Consider the following 17,883-nt stretch of genomic DNA (forward strand, 5'->3'; position numbering starts at 1 on the left):
CCGCGCGCCTGACCCAGAGCGCGACCGGGCCGTTCAGGTGAATTTTCCGCCATGTTTCGTATCATGCTCGCGCTCGGCGCGGCTCCGCTTGCCCTGTTTCCCGCCCTCGCCAGAGCGGACGAGGCTCCCGCAGACACCATCCTCGTCGTCGGCCAACGCGACCGCGACATCAGCCTCGATGCACGCGGCCTTTCGGTCAGCCTGGGGGACGAGCAGTTCGCCGGCGTCAACGCCCGCAACGTGGAAGACCTGATGAAGTACGCGCCCGATTTCTTCGTGCGCACCCGCTATGCCGGCGATTCCAACGGCGTGCCGGGCTTTCGCGGCACCCACTCCACTCAGAGCGCCCGGACGCTGGTGATGGTGGACGGCTTCACCGTGTCCAATTTCCTCGGCAATTCCTTCGCCTATGCCCCCAAGTGGGGCGTCGTCGGCCCCGGCGAGGTGGAGCAGTTCGACGTAGTCTACGGCCCCTATTCCGCGCGGTATGCCGGCAATTCGATGGGCGGCGTGGTCAACATCACCACCCGCTCGCCCGAAAAGACCGAGGCTTTCGCCACCGTACAAGGCATGGTCCAGCCTTACGACCAGTACGGCACGCATGACACGTACTGGGGCTATTCCGCCGAGGCCGGTTTCGGTTTCCGGCAAAAGGACGGGCCGTGGTCGCTGCGGGTTTCGGGGCGGCATTTCCGCAATACCGGCCACCCGCAGATGTTTCAGGGCCTGACCCGTTCGGCCAGCACCGCCGCCGCCGTGCCGGTAACAGGCGCGGTGATCGACCCCGAACAGGCGATCACCGGCGCACCGGGCACTGCCGCCAGCCCGATCTTCGCCGCGCAAAGCCCCGCGCGGATCACCCAGGACCAGGCCAAGCTGCGCCTCGGCTACGACGGCGCTTCAGGCGTGACCGGCGAATTCCTGCTCGCCTACTGGCACAACCTCGACAGCCAGACCGCGCCCGACTGCTACTTGCGAGTGGCAGGCGGCAGCGCGGTATGCGACGGCCTCGTCTCCATCGGCGGGCAGAAATACACCGCCAGCGGCGCCAACTGGTCCCGCACGGTGCGCGACGAACTGCTGGCGGGCCTGAAAGTCTCCGCGCCGCTATCCGATACGGCGACGCTGCAGGCCAATGTCTCGACCTACCAGATCCTGCGCTCGGACGGTTTCACCTCAAGGGGCTACGATGCCGGCGCGGCAGACGGGGCGGGCACGCTGGCACGGCAGGGGCTGACCTACTGGTACACCGGCGAACTGGCGCTGACGGCGCAGCTGGGCGGCGCCGAACTGGCAGGCGGCGCCGCCGCCAACCTCTACAGCACCGACCTTGCCAACTACGCCCTCACCGACTGGCGCAGCGATAGCGGCAAGGCGTTCACCGCCCACACCTTCGGCAAGACTTGCACTTTGGCAGGCTGGGCCGAACTGCGCGTACCCAAAGGCCCCGTAACGCTGACACTGGGCGCCCGGTATGAGGACTGGCGCGCCTTCGATGGCGGGCTGGCCCGCCTCGGCACAACCGGGGCTGCAGTCACCAACCGCTACGCCAGCCGCCATGCAGGCGGTTTCCAGCCCAAGGCCTCGCTCGACTGGGCCGTCGATCCCGATACCCGCGTCCAGCTCAGCCTCGCGCAGGCCACCCGCTTCCCCACTGTGGGCGAGCTGTTCCAGGGCAGCCTCAACGGCGACGGCAGCTTCAACCGGGACAGCTTCGACCCCGCCCTGAAGCCCGAACGCTCCGCCGACGCGAACCTGCTGGTCGCCCATGATTTCGGCCCGATGAAGCTGACCGCATCGGCGTTCTGGCAGCGGGTGAAGAACACGATCTTCTCGTTCACCGGCTTCAACCAGAACGGGGTGACGACCTCCAGCTACAAGAACATCGACCGCACCCGCCAATACGGCCTCGAACTGATCGCCGAGGCCCGCGACGTGGCGATCCCCGGCCTCGACGTGGACGCCAACGCGGCCTGGATCGATTCCGTAACCCTGCGAAACGATGCCGCCCCCGCCGCCGAGGGCGTGCAGTTCCCCCGCATCCCGCGCTGGCGCATCAACGGCAACTTGCGTTACCGCGTGTCCGATCCGGTGCTGGTCTCCATCGGCGTGCGCTATGCCAGCCGTCCCAACACCGACCTCTTCGGCCTCCAGCGCGGCGACACTTATGGCTACACCTCCGAACTGTTCGCACTGGACGCGCGGGTCAGCTGGGACGTGACGCCGGCCCTTCGCGTCAGCGCAGGGGTGGACAACATCACCAACGACCGCGCCTGGGTGTACCACCCCTACCCCCAGCGCAGCTTGCTGCTCGAAGCGGGGTGGAAGCTGTGAGCCTTTCAGAACCTCGTGCCGAAGTCCGTACCGAACGCTGGTATCGCGCGGTCTGGCGCTGGCATTTCTACGCCGGGTTACTGTGCGTACCTTTCGTCCTGTGGCTTTCGGTGACAGGCGGCCTCTACCTGTTCAAACCGCAGATCGAAGCCGCGCTCTATGCCCCTTATCGCGGCGTTGCGGCCGGGGGAGCGCTCCTGCTCTCCCCCGCCGCCGTGGCCGCCCGCGCGGCGGCGGCGGTGCCGGGATCGCTGCTGCACAAGTACGTCCTGCCCGAAAGCCCGGCCGACGCGGTAGAGGTGCTGGTGGGCAAGGGCAGCGAGGAATTTCGCGTCTGGGTCCACCCGCAGACCGGCGCCGTGCTCCATCAGGCGGCCGAGGAAGATCGCTTGATGCGCGTGGTCTTCCGCCTCCACGGCGAACTCTTGGCCGGGGACACAGGCTCGGCGCTGGTCGAGACGGCGGCCTGCTGGACCATCGTCATGCTTCTGACCGGCCTGTTCATGTGGTGGCCGCGCGGCGGGAGCGGTCTTGCCGGCACCCTCTACCCGCGACTGAGGCGGGGCACCGCGCTGTTCTGGCGCGATATTCACGCCGTAACCGGCCTGTGGATCACGCTGGGCGCCTTGTTCCTGATCGTCTCGGGCCTGCCCTGGGCCAATGCCTGGGGCGATTACCTGCGCCAGATGCGCGCCGTCACCGGCACGGCGGGAGGCAGGCAGGACTGGTCCGCCGGCACCGCCGCGGAAGCCACGACCCGCGCAAAAGCAGACGCCGCAATGCGCGCAATGATGGCGCCCCACGCCGAGCATCACAGCATGACCATGCACCACATGGCCCCGCCGCCCGCCGCTCTGGACGCCGTGATCGCCAGGGCCGAAACCCTGAACTTCGCCGCCCCCGTCGAAGTCAGCCCCCAGACCACGCCGGGCGCCCCGTGGCAGGTCCGCAGCCAGGCCGAAAACCGCCCGCGCCGCGACAGCGCCGAGATCGCCGCCGACGGCACCCTCATCGGCATCCAGCGTTTCGCCGACCGTCACTGGATCGACCGCGCCGTCGGCTACGGCGTCGCCGTCCACGAAGGCGCCTGGGCCGGCCTCGCCAACCAACTGGTCAACCTCGCGGTGCTGCTGGGCTTGGTGCTGCTGTGCGGATCCAGCGTGGTCCTGTGGTGGCGCCGCCGCCCGGCCGGCAAGCTGGGCGCACCCCGCACCCTGGCACCGCTGCGCCATTCGTGGGCGCTGGTCGCGCTGGTCATCGTGCTAGCCCTGGCGATGCCGATGTTCGGTATGTCGCTGGCCGCAGCGGTCCTCCTCGAAGCATCGATAAAACGCCTCGCCCCCCGCCTGCGCGAATGGATGGGCTGGCGAGGCGCGAGGGTGTAAAGCCTCCGACACCCCCCACCATATCCCGGCATCCGGAGGGCCGCTTTCCCGCCACTTTTCCTTCGGTCACGGAATCAGGCGACCGGCACGCAATCGCTCGAACAGGGCGAAAAACGCATCGTCGGTCGGCTGGTATCCTGTAAAACCCAGGCGCCGGCTCTTGGACATGTCGGTCACTACCTCGATGGGCCGGCCCAGATCTGCATCGGTGTGCCAGGGCGAGGCGAGACGGGCCAGATCGGGTTCCGCCAACCCTTCGCGGGTCGCGATCTCACGCCACAGCCCGGCGTCAGCCGCCATCTGCTGCTCAAGCGGTCGCACTGTGCCATCGAACGGAGCAGCCTCGATGCCGAACCAGTCGGCGATGCGGCTCCACATCCATTGCCAGCGAAAGACGTCGCCGTTGACGACATTGAACGCCTGGTCATGCGCGGCCTCGGTCTGTGCCGCCCACAGCAGATGACGCGCGAGTTGGTTCGCGTCAGTCATGTCGGTAAGCCCGGACCACTGCGCGGCGGAGCCCGGGAAGGTGAAGGGACGTCCCGTCTCGCGGCACAGCGTCGCATAGACAGCCAGCGTCGTGCCCATGTTCATCGCGTTGCCAACCGCCAGGCCGATCACGGTATGCGGGCGATGGACGCTCCACGTGAAGTCATCGCGCGCGGCTGCGGCGAAGACCTCGTCCTCCTGCGCGTAATAGAAATTCTCGACATCGAGGCGGCCCTGCTCCTCGCGGAACGGGGTCTGCGGCAGCGAGCCTTTTCCATAAGCCTCGAACGGCCCAAGATAGTGCTTCAGACCAGTGACCAGCGCGACATGGCGCGGGCCCGTGGGCTTGGGCAGGCCGTCCAGCAGGTTGCGGACCATCGCCGAATTGACGCGAATATTTTCCGCCTCGCTGTCCTGACGCAGCCAGGTCGTGATGAATACCGCGTCCGGATCGATGTCGCGCAATGCTTCGGCGGTGGCAGCGGCATCCTGCAGGTCCGCCGCCACCGGCTTAACCCCCGCCCGTTCGACGGGCCGCCGGGCCAGACCGTGCACCGTCCAGCCTTGCGCGGCCAGAAGGTCCGCCGCCGCGCTGCCAACGATGCCGCTCGCGCCTACCACCAATGCCGTTTTCGTCATGATTGTCTCCTTGATGCATCCGAACTAGGCATTGTCGCCCGGCGCGACTAGACGGCACCATTCATGACCCCAGGCACCATAAGGTAACCACGTGCAACCCGGAACACCTGACGAGGAATGGCGTGAAGATTGCGCCCCCCGCCGGGTATTGGAGCTGTTTGCGACCAAATGGACCAGCATGGTCCTGCATGTCCTCCACGCCCGCCATGGCGGATCCGCGCGCACCGGCGTGCTCCTGCGCAGTCTGCCCGGCATCTCCAAGAAAATGCTGACCCAGACCGTGCGCGACATGGAAGCCAGCGGCCTGCTGACCCGCCACGTCCAGAGCACGATCCCGCCCATGGTCGAGTATCACCTGACCGACCTGGGCCGACGTTTCGTAGAACCAGTCGAACTGCTCTACGGCTGGGGCCGCGAGAATGCCGACGCGCTGGACCAGCTCGTCCCTCGGCTTGGTTCACGGCGCTCGTAACCGAACGACCTTGCGGTCAAAGCTTATCACCTTGGAAGCGCAAACAGCCGGCCGCGTCAGATAGGGAAGCGCCCGATGCCCATAAGCTGTCAAAAGCCCAATGGACGCCGCAAATCGAAGGCATAAAAATGCGGAAGCGGCATAGGGCACACGTAACCGCGCCTGAGGGCCTTCGCGCGCGAACATTCCGAAGGGCCAAAACGGCAAAAAGCCCCGGTTTCCCGGGGCTTTCGACTACTTGCGGCTACCTTCGAAAAGGTAACTGGTGCCCAGAAGAGGACTCGAACCTCCACGCCCTTGCGAGCGCCAGCACCTGAAGCTGGTGCGTCTACCAATTCCGCCATCTGGGCACTTTTTGGCAGGTTCGGATGACCGTTCCTGCCGGGTAGGAGGGCGCCTCTACGCAGCGCTCGAAGGGTTGTCAACACCGGGAAGTGCAACAATTTTCATTCGAGCGGATTGCCGTAGTTCACGGGGGCGGATCAACTGTCCGGTTGCCCCTGTCCCGGCCTTGTGGCAGGGGCGCTTGCATATGCTGCCGCGCGGGAAAGTGGCCCCGCTCGGCGATGGAAGGACCTTACCTGACCATGAGCCTCTCCGATTCTCTCTCCGGCAAGATCGTAACTGTCCTGGGCGGCAGTGGCTTCGTTGGCCGTCACCTTGCGCAGGAATTGCTTGCGCGCGGGGCTCGCCTGCGAATTGCCAGCCGCAACCCCAAAAAAGCCTTCGCGATCAAGCCGCTCGGCAATCTGGGCCAGGTCCAGTTGGTCGGCGTCGACGTGACCAGGCCCGAATCGCTCGCCGCCGTGCTGGCCGGTTCGCACGCGGTGGTTAACCTCGTGGGCGCCTTTGGCGGCAATCTCGATGCGCTGCAGGGCAAGGGCGCGGGCACCATCGCCGCCGCCGCCAAGGCCGCGGGCGTCGCCACCTTCGTCCATGTCTCGGCGATCGGCGCGGATGCCGGCTCGGACGTCGCCTATACGCGGACCAAGGGCGAAGGCGAAGCGGCCGTTCGCGCAGCTTTTGCAGAGGCGGCCATCGTGCGCCCGTCGCTGATGTTCGGTCCTGACGACAAGTTCGTGATGATGTTCGGCGAACTGATCTCGCGCCTGCCCGCCCTGCCCGTCTTCGCCCCTGAGGCGAAGCTGCAGCCGGTGTTCGTGGACGACGTGGCCGAGGCGATCGCCAACATCCTCGCCGATCCGGCAGCGCACGGTGGCAAGACGTTCGAACTGGCCGGACCCGAGGTCATCACCATGCTGGACTTCAACCAGCGCCTCGCCGCCGCGCAGGCCCGCTCGCGCACGTTCATCGAGCTTCCCGATAGCATTTCCGGCCTGATCGCCAGCGCCACCGGCTGGCTGCCCGGCGCGCCGATCAGTTCCGACCAGTTCAAACTGCTAAAGGCTGGCAGCGTCGCCAGCGGCTCCCAGCCCGGTATCGCCGACCTTGGCGTGAACCCGCGCCCGCTTGGTCTGTTCCTTGATCGCTGGATGACCCAGTTCCGCAAGCACGGCCGCTTCGGCGCCAAGCACGCGGCCTGACCGCTTCTCCCGCCTCGCGGCGGGAGCGGCCGACACTGATGACGGCGCGGCGCGGGTAGCCGGCAGGACGAGGTCGGCACTCGCGCTGACCTGCCATCGCTGCGCAACCGCCGCTCCGATCGCCCGCGTCTCGCAGCGAAACTTTTTTGATGCCGTCATTCTCGCCGTCACCGCGCCCGCTGTAGCGCAGCGGCAGGAACCCCGCGGGTCGGCGGGGCATTGTCTCTACGCGAAGGGTCTGTTTTTCCAGACCTGTAGATAGTGGAGCATTCCCGTGACCAGCCCATCCACGCAATCGACAGATGACGAAACCGCCTGGGCAACAGCCTCCGGCACCATACGCAAGGGCATGAAAGTGCTTGCCCCGGACGGCGCCCTGCTCGGCACCGTGGACAGACTGCGGGGCGAGGAAGTGATCCTGGCCGAACATGGGCCGGACGAGCGCGCCAGTTTCATCGCCGTGACCCAGATCGACGGCGTCAGCGAGGATACCGTGCTGCTGTCCGATCGGGGCGATGCCACCTTCGGGGTGGGCGCGGAGCCCTGAAAGCGGCGCCCCGAGGCAGACAACTCCACGAGACGTTGTCCGCCCGCGATGAACGCCGGAACGATAGTATCGGCCCGCCCGTTTCACTCTCATACCCCTACCGAGACAATGGAGAAGACCCGATGTTCGAGAAACTCCGTATTCGTGAGCACATGGAAGTAACCACCAGCACAGGTCAGCACGTCGGCACCGTCGACGAAGTCAAGGACGACCAGATCAAGTTGACCCGCACCGACAGTTCGGACGGCGCGCACCACTTTATCGCGTTCGAAAATGTCGACAAGATCGAAGACAACCGCGTCTACCTGAAGCAGGGTACGCCCATTCCGATGGGCGTCGGCACCAACTGAAGACCGAGCTACCGAATGCGAACGAGGCGGCGTCCCCCCTACAGGTCGCCTCATTCGTGAAAGCCCTGGCTTCCTTCGCGGGAAGTCGGGGCTTTTCTTGTGGTCCGCGTTCAGCCGGGCCCCGGCAGTTCCGCCTGATCCTGGCCGAGAACCCGTGCTGGCAGATCTCGGCGAATGGCGCCGTTGAAGCACCGTAAATGGGCCGCAGCGGTAAAGGTCGGATGGGCAAATAGTAAGCGCAGGACTTCGGCGGGCGATAACGCCAGCGGTCTTTCGGAGTAATTCCGCAGGCGCGGCTGCACTGCCTCGTCGCTCGATTCGGGGCCCTCTCCTTCGAACTACAGCATTTCAAAGCTTCAGGCGGCGGCCTTAGGGTCCGCTTCGGGCTTCGATCAATAGTGATCGTTGGGAACATAGTCCGGAATCGTCTGTTCAGCTTGGTGGAAGCACAGCTGAACCGAATCACATTGTCGGATCCTCAAGGCTCGGCTTGGTCCATTACGGTTTGTTGCCAATAAGGAGAATTCCATGTCGCTTTCACTCACGAAACTCGCTCCCGCCGCCCTTATCCTGGTCGGTTCGGTGGGCCTCGGCGGCTGCGCGACCAAAGGCTTCGTGCGCGAGGAAATCGCCACGGTGAACCAGCGTATCGACGGCCTCGACACCAGGCTGCAGACTACTGACGGAACCGCCAAGCAGGCGCTCGCCGAAGCTCAGGCAGCATCGGGTCAGGCACAGCAGAACGGCCAGCGCCTCGATCAGCTCAACTCGCGCGTCGATGGCGTCGAGCAGCGGATGGCGGAAAGCCAGCGCAAGCGTCCCCGCAACTAAGGTTGCCGCGCTCGCGAATGCCGTTTGAATTTTGATTTCCCGCGTCGGCACCCCGCCGTGCCGACGACGGTTTTCTTTCGCCCCTCTTTCATTCGCCCCTCCTTCATTCGAGTGCACCGAAACCGATGATTACCCTTACGCTGGCGTTTGCCGGACTAGCACTGACCGCTCCGGCGCCGGCCCGGTCGATGCAGTACCTTCAAGCGGCAGAGCGGGCCCCGGCTCAGGCCTTGGCCAAAGGCGGGGCAAAGGCGGGGCCCAGGACGGCTCCGCAGGCAACAGGTGCGCAGGATGAAACCGCCGTGACACGGTCGGAGGACGCCGCGCGCGTCGCCGATTGGGTCGCGGCGTCCGGGGACAATCATGCGCTTCCCTATATCATCATCGACAAGAAGGCCGCCTCCCTCCTGCTTTTCGATGGCAAGGGAACGCCGGTTGGACAGGTTCCTGTCCTGCTCGGCGTCGCGCTCGGGGACGAGGCATCGCCGGGCATCGGCAGCAAGAACCTGTCCGAAATCGGCCCTGCGGAAAAGACCACGCCGGCGGGCCGCTTCCTCGCCAAGTTCGGGGTCGCCGCCGGGAAGCAGCGGGTGCTGTGGGTCGATTACGCCACTTCGGTCGCTCTCCACCCGATTCCCAAGCCGGGCAAGCCCAAGGAACGGCGCCGTGAGCGGATGCTGTCCCCTTCGAGCGAAGACAACCGCATCACCTTCGGATGCATCAACGTGCCACTCGCCTTTTATGGCAAAAACATCAGTCCGATGTTCCGGAAAAAGGGCGGCTACGTCTACGTGACACCGGACAGCAAGCCATTGGAAGAAGTCTTCCCCCGTCTGCGGGTTCAGGCCGTCCTGCAGGCAAACGCTTCCTGAAACCGCCGCCGAGGCGCGCCGGTATTACTTCTTCTTTTTAGAACAGGGCCACTCGTTGCGGGTGGCTGCAAAGACCAGTTCCGAAGCAGAGACACCGCGCCCCTTCGGATGGTCCTCAAGATATTCGACCGTCACGGTGCGAAGCTGGCTTATCGTCACGTCGGCGGGGATGCAGCTATTCAGCTTGTTGACCTTGCGCGTCGTGTTGAAGGCATCGATGGCGCCCGTGATGTAGGCGATGCATTCATAGGTCCGCTCGACATATTCCTTGCTGCCCCGGTCCGCCGAGCAGACCTTGTACAGTTCGTCGCCGGTGTAGAAACTGGCGTCCGCCGCAACCGGAAAAAGTCCCAGCGGAGCGACAAGGGCAAGGCAGGCCAGCTTTTTCGATATCATTTTCCGGAAACTCTCTACCAACCGACACGGCAACGTTTGCGGCAAATCCGATGTCCGTCAACCATCCCCTCACGCGCAGGCAGGCACGCAGGCGAAAAACGAAAACGGCCTCCCGGTTGCCCGGAAGGCCGTTTTTTCATGGAACTGTCAGCCGCCGATCGGCGACCAATGGCTCATTACTGGCAGGCCAGGCACTCGTCGTAGTCGGTGGTGGCCGCGGCCAGTTCGAACTTTGCCAGTTCGTTGGTATTGTCCGCTTCCACGCCGCCCACGAAGCCTGCGCGCTGCACCGACTTCGAGCGCAGGTAGTAGAGCGACTTGATGCCCCGCTCCCATGCCTGGAAGTGCAGCATCATCAGGTCCCACTTGTCGACGTCGGCCGGGATGAACAGGTTCAGCGACTGCGCCTGGTCGATATAGGGCGTGCGGTCGGCGGCGAATTCGAGCAGCCAGCGCTGGTCGATCTCGAAGCTGGTCTTGTAGACCGCCTTCTCGTCGGCCGTCAGGAAGTCCAAGTGCTGGACCGAACCGCCATGCTCGAGGATGGAATTCCACACGTTGTTGGAATCCTTGCTCTTCGAGGCGAGCAGCTTTTCCAGGTACGGGTTCTTCACCACGAAGCTGCCCGAGAGCGTCTTGTGCGTGTAGATGTTGGCCGGGATCGGTTCGATGCAGGCCGAAGTGCCGCCGCAGATGATCGAGATCGACGCGGTGGGCGCGATCGCCATCTTGCAGCTGAAACGCTCCATCACGCCCATGTCGGCGGCGTCGGGGCACGGTCCGCGCTCCTTGGCCAGCATCATCGAGGCCTCGTTGGCCTTCTGGTTGATGTACTGGAACATCTGCAGGTTCAGCGCCTTGGCCATCGCGCTTTCAAAGCCGATGCCGCGCTTCTGCAGGTAGGAGTGGAAGCCCATCACGCCCATGCCGACCGAACGCTCGCGCTCGGCGGAGTACTTGGCGCGGGCCATCTCGTTGGGCGCGCGGTCGATGTAGTCCTGCAGGACGTTGTCGAGGAAGCGCAGCACGTCTTCGACGAAGCGCTTCTCGCCCTTCCACTCTTCCCAGGTCTCCAGGTTGAGCGAGGACAGGCAGCACACCGCGGTACGGTCGTTGCCCAGGTGGTCGCGGCCGGTGGGCAGCGTGATTTCCGAGCACAGGTTCGAGGTCGAGACCTTGAGGCCGAGATCGCGGTGATGCTTGGGCATCATGCGGTTCACGGTGTCGGAGAAGACGATGTACGGCTCACCCGTGGCAAGGCGCACTTCGACCAGCTTCTGGAACAGCGAGCGCGCGTCGACCTTGCCGCGCACGGAACCGTCCTTGGGGCTGCGCAGCTTGAATTCGGCGCCGTCGCGGACGGCTTCCATGAATTCGTCGGTCAGCAGCACGCCGTGGTGCAGGTTGAGCGCCTTGCGGTTGAAGTCGCCCGACGGCTTGCGGATCTCGAGGAACTCCTCGATCTCGGGGTGCGAGACGTCGAGGTAGCAGGCCGCCGAACCACGGCGCAGCGAACCCTGGCTGATCGCGAGGGTCAGCGAATCCATCACGCGCACGAAGGGGATGATGCCGCTGGTCTTGCCGTTGAGGCCGACCGGCTCGCCGATGCCGCGCACATTGCCCCAGTAGGTGCCGATGCCGCCGCCGCGCGAGGCCAGCCAGACGTTCTCGTTCCAGGTCGCGACGATGCCTTCCAGGCTATCGTCGACCGAGTTCAGGTAGCACGAGATCGGCAGGCCGCGCCCGGTGCCGCCGTTCGACAGAACGGGGGTGGCAGGCATGAACCACAGCTTCGAGATGTAATCGTAGACGCGCTGGGCGTGGTCCTGATCGTCGCAGTACGCATCGGCGACGCGGGCGAACAGGTCCTGGTACTTCTCACCGGGAAGCAGGTAGCGGTCGTCCAGCGTTTCCTTGCCGAAATCGGTCAGCAGGGAGTCGCGCGCGTGGTTGGTGACAATGGTGAAGCGACGCGCGTTGATCGTCTTGGAATCACCCTTCGCGAGCTTTTCCGGCTTCATCGCCGCCGCAAGCGTCTCGGCGACCAGTTCGGCCGTTGCGGTATCGGTCTTGTCCATGGCGACTGCCGGGCCTTCGCCCGTCTCCTTTTGCTGCCGGGGGCGAGCGGAATCCTGAGCGGGGGGCGATGAATACAGCCCCTCCATCTCGACCTGGGCCGAGCCGGCGTGCGTTACGCCTGAATTATCCGAATCAGACACCTGACCGTCGCTTCCGTTCCTGAAATCCACTGGTGCCCCCGAGCTTCTAAATCACGTCATCGAACCGCCATGAGGCGGGTTCACTACTGTTCTCGAACGGTCGGGCAGGCTGGAAACGAGTCGGCGGGCGTCACACGCCCGGTCCACCATTTCCAGTACGAATAAAGAACAGCAAAGTCCTTGCCAGACAGTCCGCGCGCCATGGCACAAGGGGCCTGCCCCAAGCCCCCTGGATATCCGGCCAAGCTTTTGCAGCCTAACATGACATCCCTAGGTATTGAGGCCCCTCGACCGGCGCGACACAACCTATAGTGCCCGTTCCACCGAAAGGTTCAAGAGGGCGTGCGACGATTGGAGCACGCCAAGATGACTGCATTCGCCGCCAGGCACCAGCCGCGACGCGTGGGAAGTCCTCATGCGGGCATCAGCGCAAGAGGCTAAATCACGCTTCGGGCGGGAAAATTTTTCCACATAAATTGCCGATGAGACGAATCCCGCTTGCGACGAACCGAATCGCGAAAAATGGGCGGGTTGTCAGCGCCGGGTCATGCGCAGGTCATAGCGGCGTCATGGCGCCGCTGGCCGGTCAATTGCGCCGCGAGCCAAGCAGGCCGTGCAACCTGACCGTCACTAGGTCATTGTAGCGCCTGGTTGCGAACGCGCATCTCTGCGCAAGGGGAGTATCGGCAAGTCATGTTGAACATTATCGGCGCCATCATCAGCGGTCTCATCGTCGGCTGGCTCGCGCGCTATATCTATCCGGGTGCAGTCCCGATGGGCTGGATCGCGACGATCCTGCTGGGCATCGGCGGTTCGCTCATCGCCGGGCTGGTGACCAGCCGCGGCAGCAGCGAGTTCAGCCGCGCGGGCTGCCTGGCTTCGGTGATCGGCGCGATCGCGCTGATCTTCCTCGGCCGCGCGCTTCACATCGGCTTCTGAACGGCACTGCCCCTACCTCCGGGCGCAAGCTGGCGAGGTAGGGGCTGGCCGCCGCTCAGGGCACCAGTACGGTATCCAGCGGCTCGGCGTCGATGCCGGGATAGTCGAGGGTATAGTGCAGCCCCCGGCTCTCATGCCGCCTGAGCGCGGAATCGACGATCAGTTCCGCGCTCTGCAACAGGTTGCGCAGTTCGATCAGGTCGGTCGAGACGCGGAAGTGGCGGTAGTATTCCTCGATCTCGCCGTTCAGCATCTGGATGCGGTGCATGGCCCGCTCCAGCCGCTTGGTGGTGCGCACGATGCCCACGTAGTTCCACATGAAGCGGCGGATCTCGGTCCAGTTCTGCTTGATGACCACTTCCTCGTCGGAATCGGTGACCCGGCTCGCATCCCATGAGCGCACCGCCGGCGGCTCGTTGAAGCCGTCCCACTGCGCCAGGATATCGGCAGCGGCGGCCTCGCCGAAGACGAAGCATTCGAGCAGGGAGTTCGAGGCGAGGCGATTGGCGCCGTGCAGGCCGCTTTCGGTGCATTCCCCGGCAGCGTAGAGCCCCGGCAGGTCGGTGCGCCCGTCGAGATCGACCAGCACGCCGCCGCAGGTATAGTGCTGCGCCGGCACGACGGGGATCGGCTCCTTCGTCATGTCGATACCCAGTTCCATCAGCTTTTCGTAGATGTTCGGGAAGTGCTCCTTCACGAACGCCTCGGGCTGGTGGCTGATATCGAGGTGGACATAGTCGAGGCCGAAGCGCTTGATCTCCGAGTCGATCGCGCGGGCGACGATGTCGCGCGGCGCAAGTTCCAGCCGCTCGGGATCGTAGAAGGCCATGAAGCGCTTGCCGGTGCGCGGGTTGATCAGGTGCCCGCCCTCGCCCCGCACGGCCTCCGTAATCAGGAAGTTCTTGACCTGAAGGTTATAGAGGCAGGTCGGGTGGAACTGCATCATCTCCATGTTGGAGACGCGCGCGCCCGCACGCCAGGCCATCGCGATGCCGTCACCCGTGGCCCCGCGCGGCGCGGTGCTGAACTGGTAGACACGGCCCGCTCCGCCCGTCGCCAGCACGGTGGCGCGCGCGGTGAAGGCCTCGACCTGCCCGGTCTGCTCGTCGAGCGCGTAGACGCCCCAGATCCGGCCTGAGCCCGAATAGCGCATCTCGTGCCGCCCGGTGATCAGATCGATGCACGAGCGGCCGGGGAACAGGGTGATGTTGGGGTGGGCCTCCGCCGCCTGGAGCAGGGCCTGCTGCACTGCCCAGCCGGTCGCATCGGCGACGTGGACGATACGGCGATGCGAATGGCCGCCCTCGCGGGTGAGGTGCAGTCCGTTGCCCTCGGTATTGAAGGGCACCCCCAACTCGATCAACCGTTCGATCGCATGGGGGGCCCGCTCGATCACGAACTCGACCGTCTCGCGCCGATTGAGGCCCGCGCCGGCGATCATGGTATCGCGCACATGCTCCTCGAACGTATCGCCGGCATCGAGAACGGCGGCGATACCCCCTTGCGCCCAGGCGGTGGACCCGGTGGCGAGCCCGCCCTTGGCAAGCACCGCAACCTTGACCTTGTCAGCCAGGGCAAGAGCGGCAGTGAGACCTGCGGCGCCGGAACCGATCACGAGCGCGTCGAATGCGTGGGGGGAGGACCCAGATTGCGTTTCCATGACGCCTCCTAGCCCTGCACCAGCCGAAACCGCAACTGTTAGAACCCCTCCGGCAACTACGCGGATATGCGTTTTCTACGCCATACTGCACCTGCGTCCTGGACGGCGGATGCCCGGACCCATCTCGGCGCGGTCTTTACGACATGGTTACCGGCAGTTGCAGCCTATTTTCTATCGAACCCCCGACGCGGAACGATATGTGCCATGTTGCGGTGCGCCATATTATTGGGTATCAAATCAAGACTATGACAAGACTCGTAATCGGCAACGATTACCACCCTTGATAACGATTAAAATTAGTTTAGTCAGCTGTCGCAACGCACCAAAGGGCCGATAAACGTGGCAATCATGATTCCATTATGCTTTGCCAATAGGCACGAACCAACACGTTCCGAGGTTAAATGGGATGGTATCGGCTACGTTGGGACTTGTAGAAGTTGCGGTAAAACTATCCGCCGCAAGAAAAAGGGTCTTTGGAAACTTGATGACGAGAAGACTAGCGGCGACTAAGTAAATTTACGTAGTTTTACATTGCCGCGTTTTGTTATGGCGAATTGTGGACACAATTCCGCGCAGCAGAATCTCTGCTTCAAGCGGCAATCGCACATCATGAACGAATTTTAACCGCGTCTTGTGATTGATTTTCCGTCGGAAAATCTAGGCAAGCCGGTAGCTTGAGGCAGACGCTCCAAGAACCCCGGGTTCGCCGCGAATCAGGCGTCCGCTCGCGCCTCGCTGGTCAGGCTGACGAACACATCCTCAAGGTCCGCTTCGCGCGTCGTCACATCCACGATCGCAAAGCCCTGCGCCTGCATCGCCGAGAGGATCTCGCCTGCGTTGCTGTGATCCTTGTCGTAAGTGATCTCAAGCACGCGCTCACCCGTCTTCACGCATTTCACGAAGCCGGGATGCGCCGGCAGGTCGCCCACGTCGCGGTCCATCGTCAACACGATGATCTTCTCACGCGCCATGCCCACGAGTTCCCGGGTGGGCTTGTTGGTGATCAGCTCACCATGATTGATGATGGCGATGCGGTCGCACAGCTCCTCCGCTTCCTCAAGGTAGTGCGTGGTCAGCACGACCGTCGCGCCTTCGCGGTTGAGTTCGGTGACCAGTTCCCACAGCTGGCGGCGCAGCTCGACGTCGACACCGGCCGTCGGTTCATCAAGGATCAGCACCGGAGGCTGGTGGACCAGCGCCTTGGCGATCAACAGGCGGCGCTTCATGCCGCCCGACAAAGTTCGCGCATAGGCATCGCGCTTGTCCGCCAGGTGCACCGCCCGCAGCAGTTCTTCCGACCGGCGCAGAGCCTTGGTGATGCCGTAGAGGCCCGCCTGAATTTCCAGCACCTCGAACGGCGTGAAGAACGGGTCGAAGACGATCTCCTGCGGCACGATCCCGATGGAGCGCTTGGCGTTGCGACTGTCGCGGTCGATGTCGAAGCCCCAGATCTCGGCCGAGCCGGAGGTCTTCATCACCATGCCGGCGAGGATGTTGATCAGCGTCGACTTGCCCGCGCCATTGGGGCCCAGCAGACCGAAAATGCCGCCCTCGGGCACGTCGAACGAAACCCCCTTGAGCGCCAGCTTGCCCTCTCCGCTGCCGGCGGGGGCATAGCGCTTGACGAGGTCACGGATGGCGATTGCGGGGGAAGACGTGCTCATGCCGCTGCATTTGGGCCCAGAACGCCTCCGCGTAAAGAGCGCAAGGCATCCGCCGGACCCCGGCGCTGCCCCTTGGGAGAAATTTATGCCTCGTCGTGGATGCCGTCGTAGACCTTGCGGCTGCCCTCGATCGTCGTGCCGTTCTCGACGGCCCATGTGCTCAGCGCCTTCACCGGCCCTGACAGCGAGCGCCCCAGATCGCTGAGTGCATATTCGACCCGCACCGGCACTCCTACGTGAACAGTGCGCACCACCAGGCCGTCGCGTTCCAGAGCGCGCACGGTGCGCGACAGCATCTGCTGCGACACGCCCTGGATGGCGCGCTTCAACTCGTTGAAATGCAAGGGCCCGCCCAGCAGCGTCATCACCACCAGCATCGACCACTTGTCCCCCACCCGGCTGAGGATATCGCCAACGAGGCGGCAGTCCTTGCTGGCAGGGTCGTGCTTGGGCGCAACGGCAGAACCGGCAGCGGCGGGCGGATCAGCTTCGTCGAAGGTGGTCAGCTTCATGGTACCAGGTCCCGAAAATATGCGCTCTTGGCGCGGCTACCCCGGCAACATAGCTAGACCTGGTCACTTTTCCAGACCCAAAGCTCCCCCACCATCAAGGCTCCCCCACCATGAAGCTTCTCCATCTCGACTCCAGCATCCTCGGCGACAATTCGGCCACCCGCGCTATTTCCGCCGCGATCGTCAGCGCGCTGACCGGCGCCGACGCGTCGATCGACGTCACCTACCGCGACCTCGCCGCTGCGCCGCTGCCCCACCTCTCGCTCGAAGTTCTGGGCGCGCCCGAAAACAACGCCGAACTGGCCGAATTTCTCGATACCGACATCCTCGTGATCGGCGCCGGCATGTACAACTTTACGATCCCCAGCCAGCTCAAGGCCTGGATCGACCGCGTCGCGATCGCGGGCAAGACCTTCCGTTACACCGCCGAAGGCCCCGAGGGTCTGGTCGGCGACAAGAAGGTGTTCGTCGCCCTTGCCCGCGGCGGCTACTACGGTGCAGGCCAACCCGCCGCCGCTATCGAGCATGCCGAAAGCTACCTGCGCGCCGTTCTGGGCTTCATGGGCATCACCAACCCCACTTTCGTGCTGGCAGAAGGGCTCGCCATCGACGCCGACACGCGCGAAAAGGCGGTTGCCGCAGCACTGGCGGAAGCCGCCGCCATCGTCATTCCGGCCTGACGGTTCATGCACCCGGCCGTCAGCATGGACGGCCGGGTGCAATTGCCGTCTGGAAATTCCCTTGAAGCCTTGGTAATCGGCCGTTCCATGAACTCGCCCGAAACCGTCTTCACCGATTCCCACCGCGTCTCCTGCGATGGTGCCACCGACATCCCCGGCGGCGCAGCCCTCGGCCATCCGCGCGTGTGGCTGGAAATCGACGAAAAGGGCTATGTCGAATGCGGCTACTGCGACCGCCGCTTCGTGCTCAAGGGCGGCCCCTCGGACCAGCAGGCCGCCTGATCGTTCCTCAGGTTTGCGGTATTTTCGAAGCCACGGGAATTTCCGTTCGGCTTGAGAATGCTCCAGCC

At 64.4% G+C, this 17,883-nt stretch carries 17 protein-coding genes and 1 tRNA gene; 11 read left to right on the forward strand and 7 right to left on the reverse strand.

Annotation, left to right across the window (positions count from 1 at the left end):
• The first annotated feature begins 51 nt into the window (after window positions 1-51).
• Both TQ38_RS15280 and TQ38_RS15285 read left to right on the forward strand, forming a co-directional pair.
• The gene (locus tag TQ38_RS15280) at window positions 52-2,334 is read left to right on the forward strand and encodes a TonB-dependent receptor (protein ID WP_052505937.1); all 2,283 of its coding nucleotides are present in this window, start codon (window positions 52-54) and stop codon (window positions 2,332-2,334) included.
• Window positions 2,331-3,719: a PepSY domain-containing protein gene (locus TQ38_RS15285; RefSeq protein WP_043978892.1), complete on the forward strand. Its 1,389-nt coding sequence runs from the start codon at window positions 2,331-2,333 to the stop codon at window positions 3,717-3,719. The genes TQ38_RS15280 and TQ38_RS15285 overlap by 4 nt, the downstream gene beginning before the upstream one ends.
• A 66-nt stretch (window positions 3,720-3,785) precedes the next feature.
• Here the strand turns inward: TQ38_RS15285 and TQ38_RS15290 are convergent, their stop codons facing one another.
• The gene (locus TQ38_RS15290) at window positions 3,786-4,847 is read right to left on the reverse strand and encodes an SDR family oxidoreductase (RefSeq protein ID WP_043978895.1); all 1,062 of its coding nucleotides are present in this window, start codon (window positions 4,845-4,847) and stop codon (window positions 3,786-3,788) included.
• Between the two features lie 91 nt (window positions 4,848-4,938).
• On the opposite strand from TQ38_RS15290, the gene TQ38_RS15295 reads away from it, so the two are divergent.
• Window positions 4,939-5,319, forward strand: coding sequence for a helix-turn-helix domain-containing protein (locus TQ38_RS15295; RefSeq protein ID WP_043978897.1), 381 nt, complete (start codon window positions 4,939-4,941; stop codon window positions 5,317-5,319).
• 263 nt (window positions 5,320-5,582) lie between these two features.
• Here TQ38_RS15295 and TQ38_RS15300 read toward each other — a convergent pair.
• Window positions 5,583-5,669 (reverse strand) — tRNA-Leu (locus TQ38_RS15300).
• Window positions 5,670-5,906: 237 nt separating this feature from the next.
• Here TQ38_RS15300 and TQ38_RS15305 point away from each other — a divergent pair.
• From TQ38_RS15305 to TQ38_RS15325, 5 genes are all read left to right on the forward strand, one after another.
• The gene (locus tag TQ38_RS15305) at window positions 5,907-6,863 is read left to right on the forward strand and encodes a complex I NDUFA9 subunit family protein (protein WP_043978987.1); all 957 of its coding nucleotides are present in this window, start codon (window positions 5,907-5,909) and stop codon (window positions 6,861-6,863) included.
• 274 nt (window positions 6,864-7,137) lie between these two features.
• Window positions 7,138-7,410 carry a DUF2171 domain-containing protein gene (locus TQ38_RS15310; RefSeq protein ID WP_043978899.1) on the forward strand — a complete coding sequence of 91 codons (273 nt, stop codon included), beginning with the start codon at window positions 7,138-7,140 and terminating at the stop codon, window positions 7,408-7,410.
• A 122-nt stretch (window positions 7,411-7,532) separates the two neighbouring features.
• Window positions 7,533-7,760 carry a DUF2171 domain-containing protein gene (locus TQ38_RS15315; protein ID WP_043978902.1) on the forward strand — a complete coding sequence of 76 codons (228 nt, stop codon included), beginning with the start codon at window positions 7,533-7,535 and terminating at the stop codon, window positions 7,758-7,760.
• Between the two features lie 528 nt (window positions 7,761-8,288).
• Window positions 8,289-8,591, forward strand: coding sequence for a hypothetical protein (locus TQ38_RS15320; RefSeq protein ID WP_043978905.1), 303 nt, complete (start codon window positions 8,289-8,291; stop codon window positions 8,589-8,591).
• 125 nt (window positions 8,592-8,716) lie between these two features.
• Entirely contained in the window at window positions 8,717-9,463 is a 747-nt protein-coding gene (locus TQ38_RS15325; protein ID WP_052505938.1) for a hypothetical protein, read from the forward strand.
• Window positions 9,464-9,487: 24 nt separating this feature from the next.
• Here TQ38_RS15325 and TQ38_RS15330 read toward each other — a convergent pair whose 3' ends face one another.
• On the reverse strand, window positions 9,488-9,859 hold the full coding sequence (locus tag TQ38_RS15330; RefSeq protein ID WP_043978908.1) for a Rap1a/Tai family immunity protein: 372 nt from the start codon (window positions 9,857-9,859) through the stop codon (window positions 9,488-9,490).
• Between the two features lie 176 nt (window positions 9,860-10,035).
• Window positions 10,036-11,937, reverse strand: coding sequence for a ribonucleoside-diphosphate reductase subunit alpha (locus TQ38_RS15335; RefSeq protein WP_370059804.1), 1,902 nt, complete (start codon window positions 11,935-11,937; stop codon window positions 10,036-10,038).
• Window positions 11,938-12,771: 834 nt separating this feature from the next.
• Here TQ38_RS15335 and TQ38_RS15340 point away from each other — a divergent pair.
• Entirely contained in the window at window positions 12,772-13,017 is a 246-nt protein-coding gene (locus tag TQ38_RS15340) for a GlsB/YeaQ/YmgE family stress response membrane protein (protein ID WP_043978914.1), read from the forward strand.
• 55 nt (window positions 13,018-13,072) lie between these two features.
• On the opposite strand, the gene nadB is transcribed toward TQ38_RS15340, so the two are convergent.
• The 3 genes from nadB to TQ38_RS15355 all read right to left on the reverse strand — a co-directional run bounded on the left by nadB (window position 13,073) and on the right by TQ38_RS15355 (window position 16,853).
• Complete coding sequence (gene nadB, locus TQ38_RS15345) at window positions 13,073-14,677, reverse strand: L-aspartate oxidase (RefSeq protein ID WP_043978917.1); 1,605 nt, start codon at window positions 14,675-14,677, stop codon at window positions 13,073-13,075.
• A 713-nt stretch (window positions 14,678-15,390) separates the two neighbouring features.
• A complete protein-coding gene (locus TQ38_RS15350; RefSeq protein WP_043978921.1) occupies window positions 15,391-16,341 on the reverse strand; it encodes an ABC transporter ATP-binding protein in 951 nt (316 codons plus the stop codon).
• Window positions 16,342-16,424: 83 nt separating this feature from the next.
• The gene (locus tag TQ38_RS15355; protein WP_082057904.1) at window positions 16,425-16,853 is read right to left on the reverse strand and encodes a helix-turn-helix domain-containing protein; all 429 of its coding nucleotides are present in this window, start codon (window positions 16,851-16,853) and stop codon (window positions 16,425-16,427) included.
• 110 nt (window positions 16,854-16,963) lie between these two features.
• Between TQ38_RS15355 and TQ38_RS15360 the strand changes: the two genes are divergently transcribed.
• Window positions 16,964-17,533: an FMN-dependent NADH-azoreductase gene (locus TQ38_RS15360; protein ID WP_043978923.1), complete on the forward strand. Its 570-nt coding sequence runs from the start codon at window positions 16,964-16,966 to the stop codon at window positions 17,531-17,533.
• Window positions 17,534-17,620: 87 nt separating this feature from the next.
• On the forward strand, window positions 17,621-17,815 hold the full coding sequence (locus TQ38_RS15365) for a zinc-finger domain-containing protein (protein WP_043978924.1): 195 nt from the start codon (window positions 17,621-17,623) through the stop codon (window positions 17,813-17,815).
• Window positions 17,816-17,883: the final 68 nt, after the last annotated feature.

Origin of the sequence: Novosphingobium sp. P6W (genome assembly GCF_000876675.2) — a bacterium.
In the GTDB taxonomy this organism is placed as follows: Bacteria; Pseudomonadota; Alphaproteobacteria; order Sphingomonadales; family Sphingomonadaceae; genus Novosphingobium.

What these genes read in the sequence shown, in the direction of transcription:
- TQ38_RS15280 (WP_052505937.1), top strand. Translation starts at nt 52, where the DNA reads ATGTTTCGTATCATGCTCGCGCTCGGCGCGGCTCCGCTTGCCCTGTTT.
- TQ38_RS15290 (WP_043978895.1), bottom strand. Translation starts at nt 4,847, where the DNA reads ATGACGAAAACGGCATTGGTGGTAGGCGCGAGCGGCATCGTTGGCAGC.
- TQ38_RS15305 (WP_043978987.1), top strand. Translation starts at nt 5,907, where the DNA reads ATGAGCCTCTCCGATTCTCTCTCCGGCAAGATCGTAACTGTCCTGGGC.
- TQ38_RS15315 (WP_043978902.1), top strand. Translation starts at nt 7,533, where the DNA reads ATGTTCGAGAAACTCCGTATTCGTGAGCACATGGAAGTAACCACCAGC.
- TQ38_RS15320 (WP_043978905.1), top strand. Translation starts at nt 8,289, where the DNA reads ATGTCGCTTTCACTCACGAAACTCGCTCCCGCCGCCCTTATCCTGGTC.
- TQ38_RS15325 (WP_052505938.1), top strand. Translation starts at nt 8,717, where the DNA reads ATGATTACCCTTACGCTGGCGTTTGCCGGACTAGCACTGACCGCTCCG.
- TQ38_RS15330 (WP_043978908.1), bottom strand. Translation starts at nt 9,859, where the DNA reads ATGATATCGAAAAAGCTGGCCTGCCTTGCCCTTGTCGCTCCGCTGGGA.
- TQ38_RS15335 (WP_370059804.1), bottom strand. Translation starts at nt 11,937, where the DNA reads ATGGACAAGACCGATACCGCAACGGCCGAACTGGTCGCCGAGACGCTT.
- TQ38_RS15340 (WP_043978914.1), top strand. Translation starts at nt 12,772, where the DNA reads ATGTTGAACATTATCGGCGCCATCATCAGCGGTCTCATCGTCGGCTGG.
- nadB (WP_043978917.1), bottom strand. Translation starts at nt 14,677, where the DNA reads ATGGAAACGCAATCTGGGTCCTCCCCCCACGCATTCGACGCGCTCGTG.
- TQ38_RS15350 (WP_043978921.1), bottom strand. Translation starts at nt 16,341, where the DNA reads ATGAGCACGTCTTCCCCCGCAATCGCCATCCGTGACCTCGTCAAGCGC.
- TQ38_RS15355 (WP_082057904.1), bottom strand. Translation starts at nt 16,853, where the DNA reads ATGAAGCTGACCACCTTCGACGAAGCTGATCCGCCCGCCGCTGCCGGT.
- TQ38_RS15360 (WP_043978923.1), top strand. Translation starts at nt 16,964, where the DNA reads ATGAAGCTTCTCCATCTCGACTCCAGCATCCTCGGCGACAATTCGGCC.
- TQ38_RS15365 (WP_043978924.1), top strand. Translation starts at nt 17,621, where the DNA reads ATGAACTCGCCCGAAACCGTCTTCACCGATTCCCACCGCGTCTCCTGC.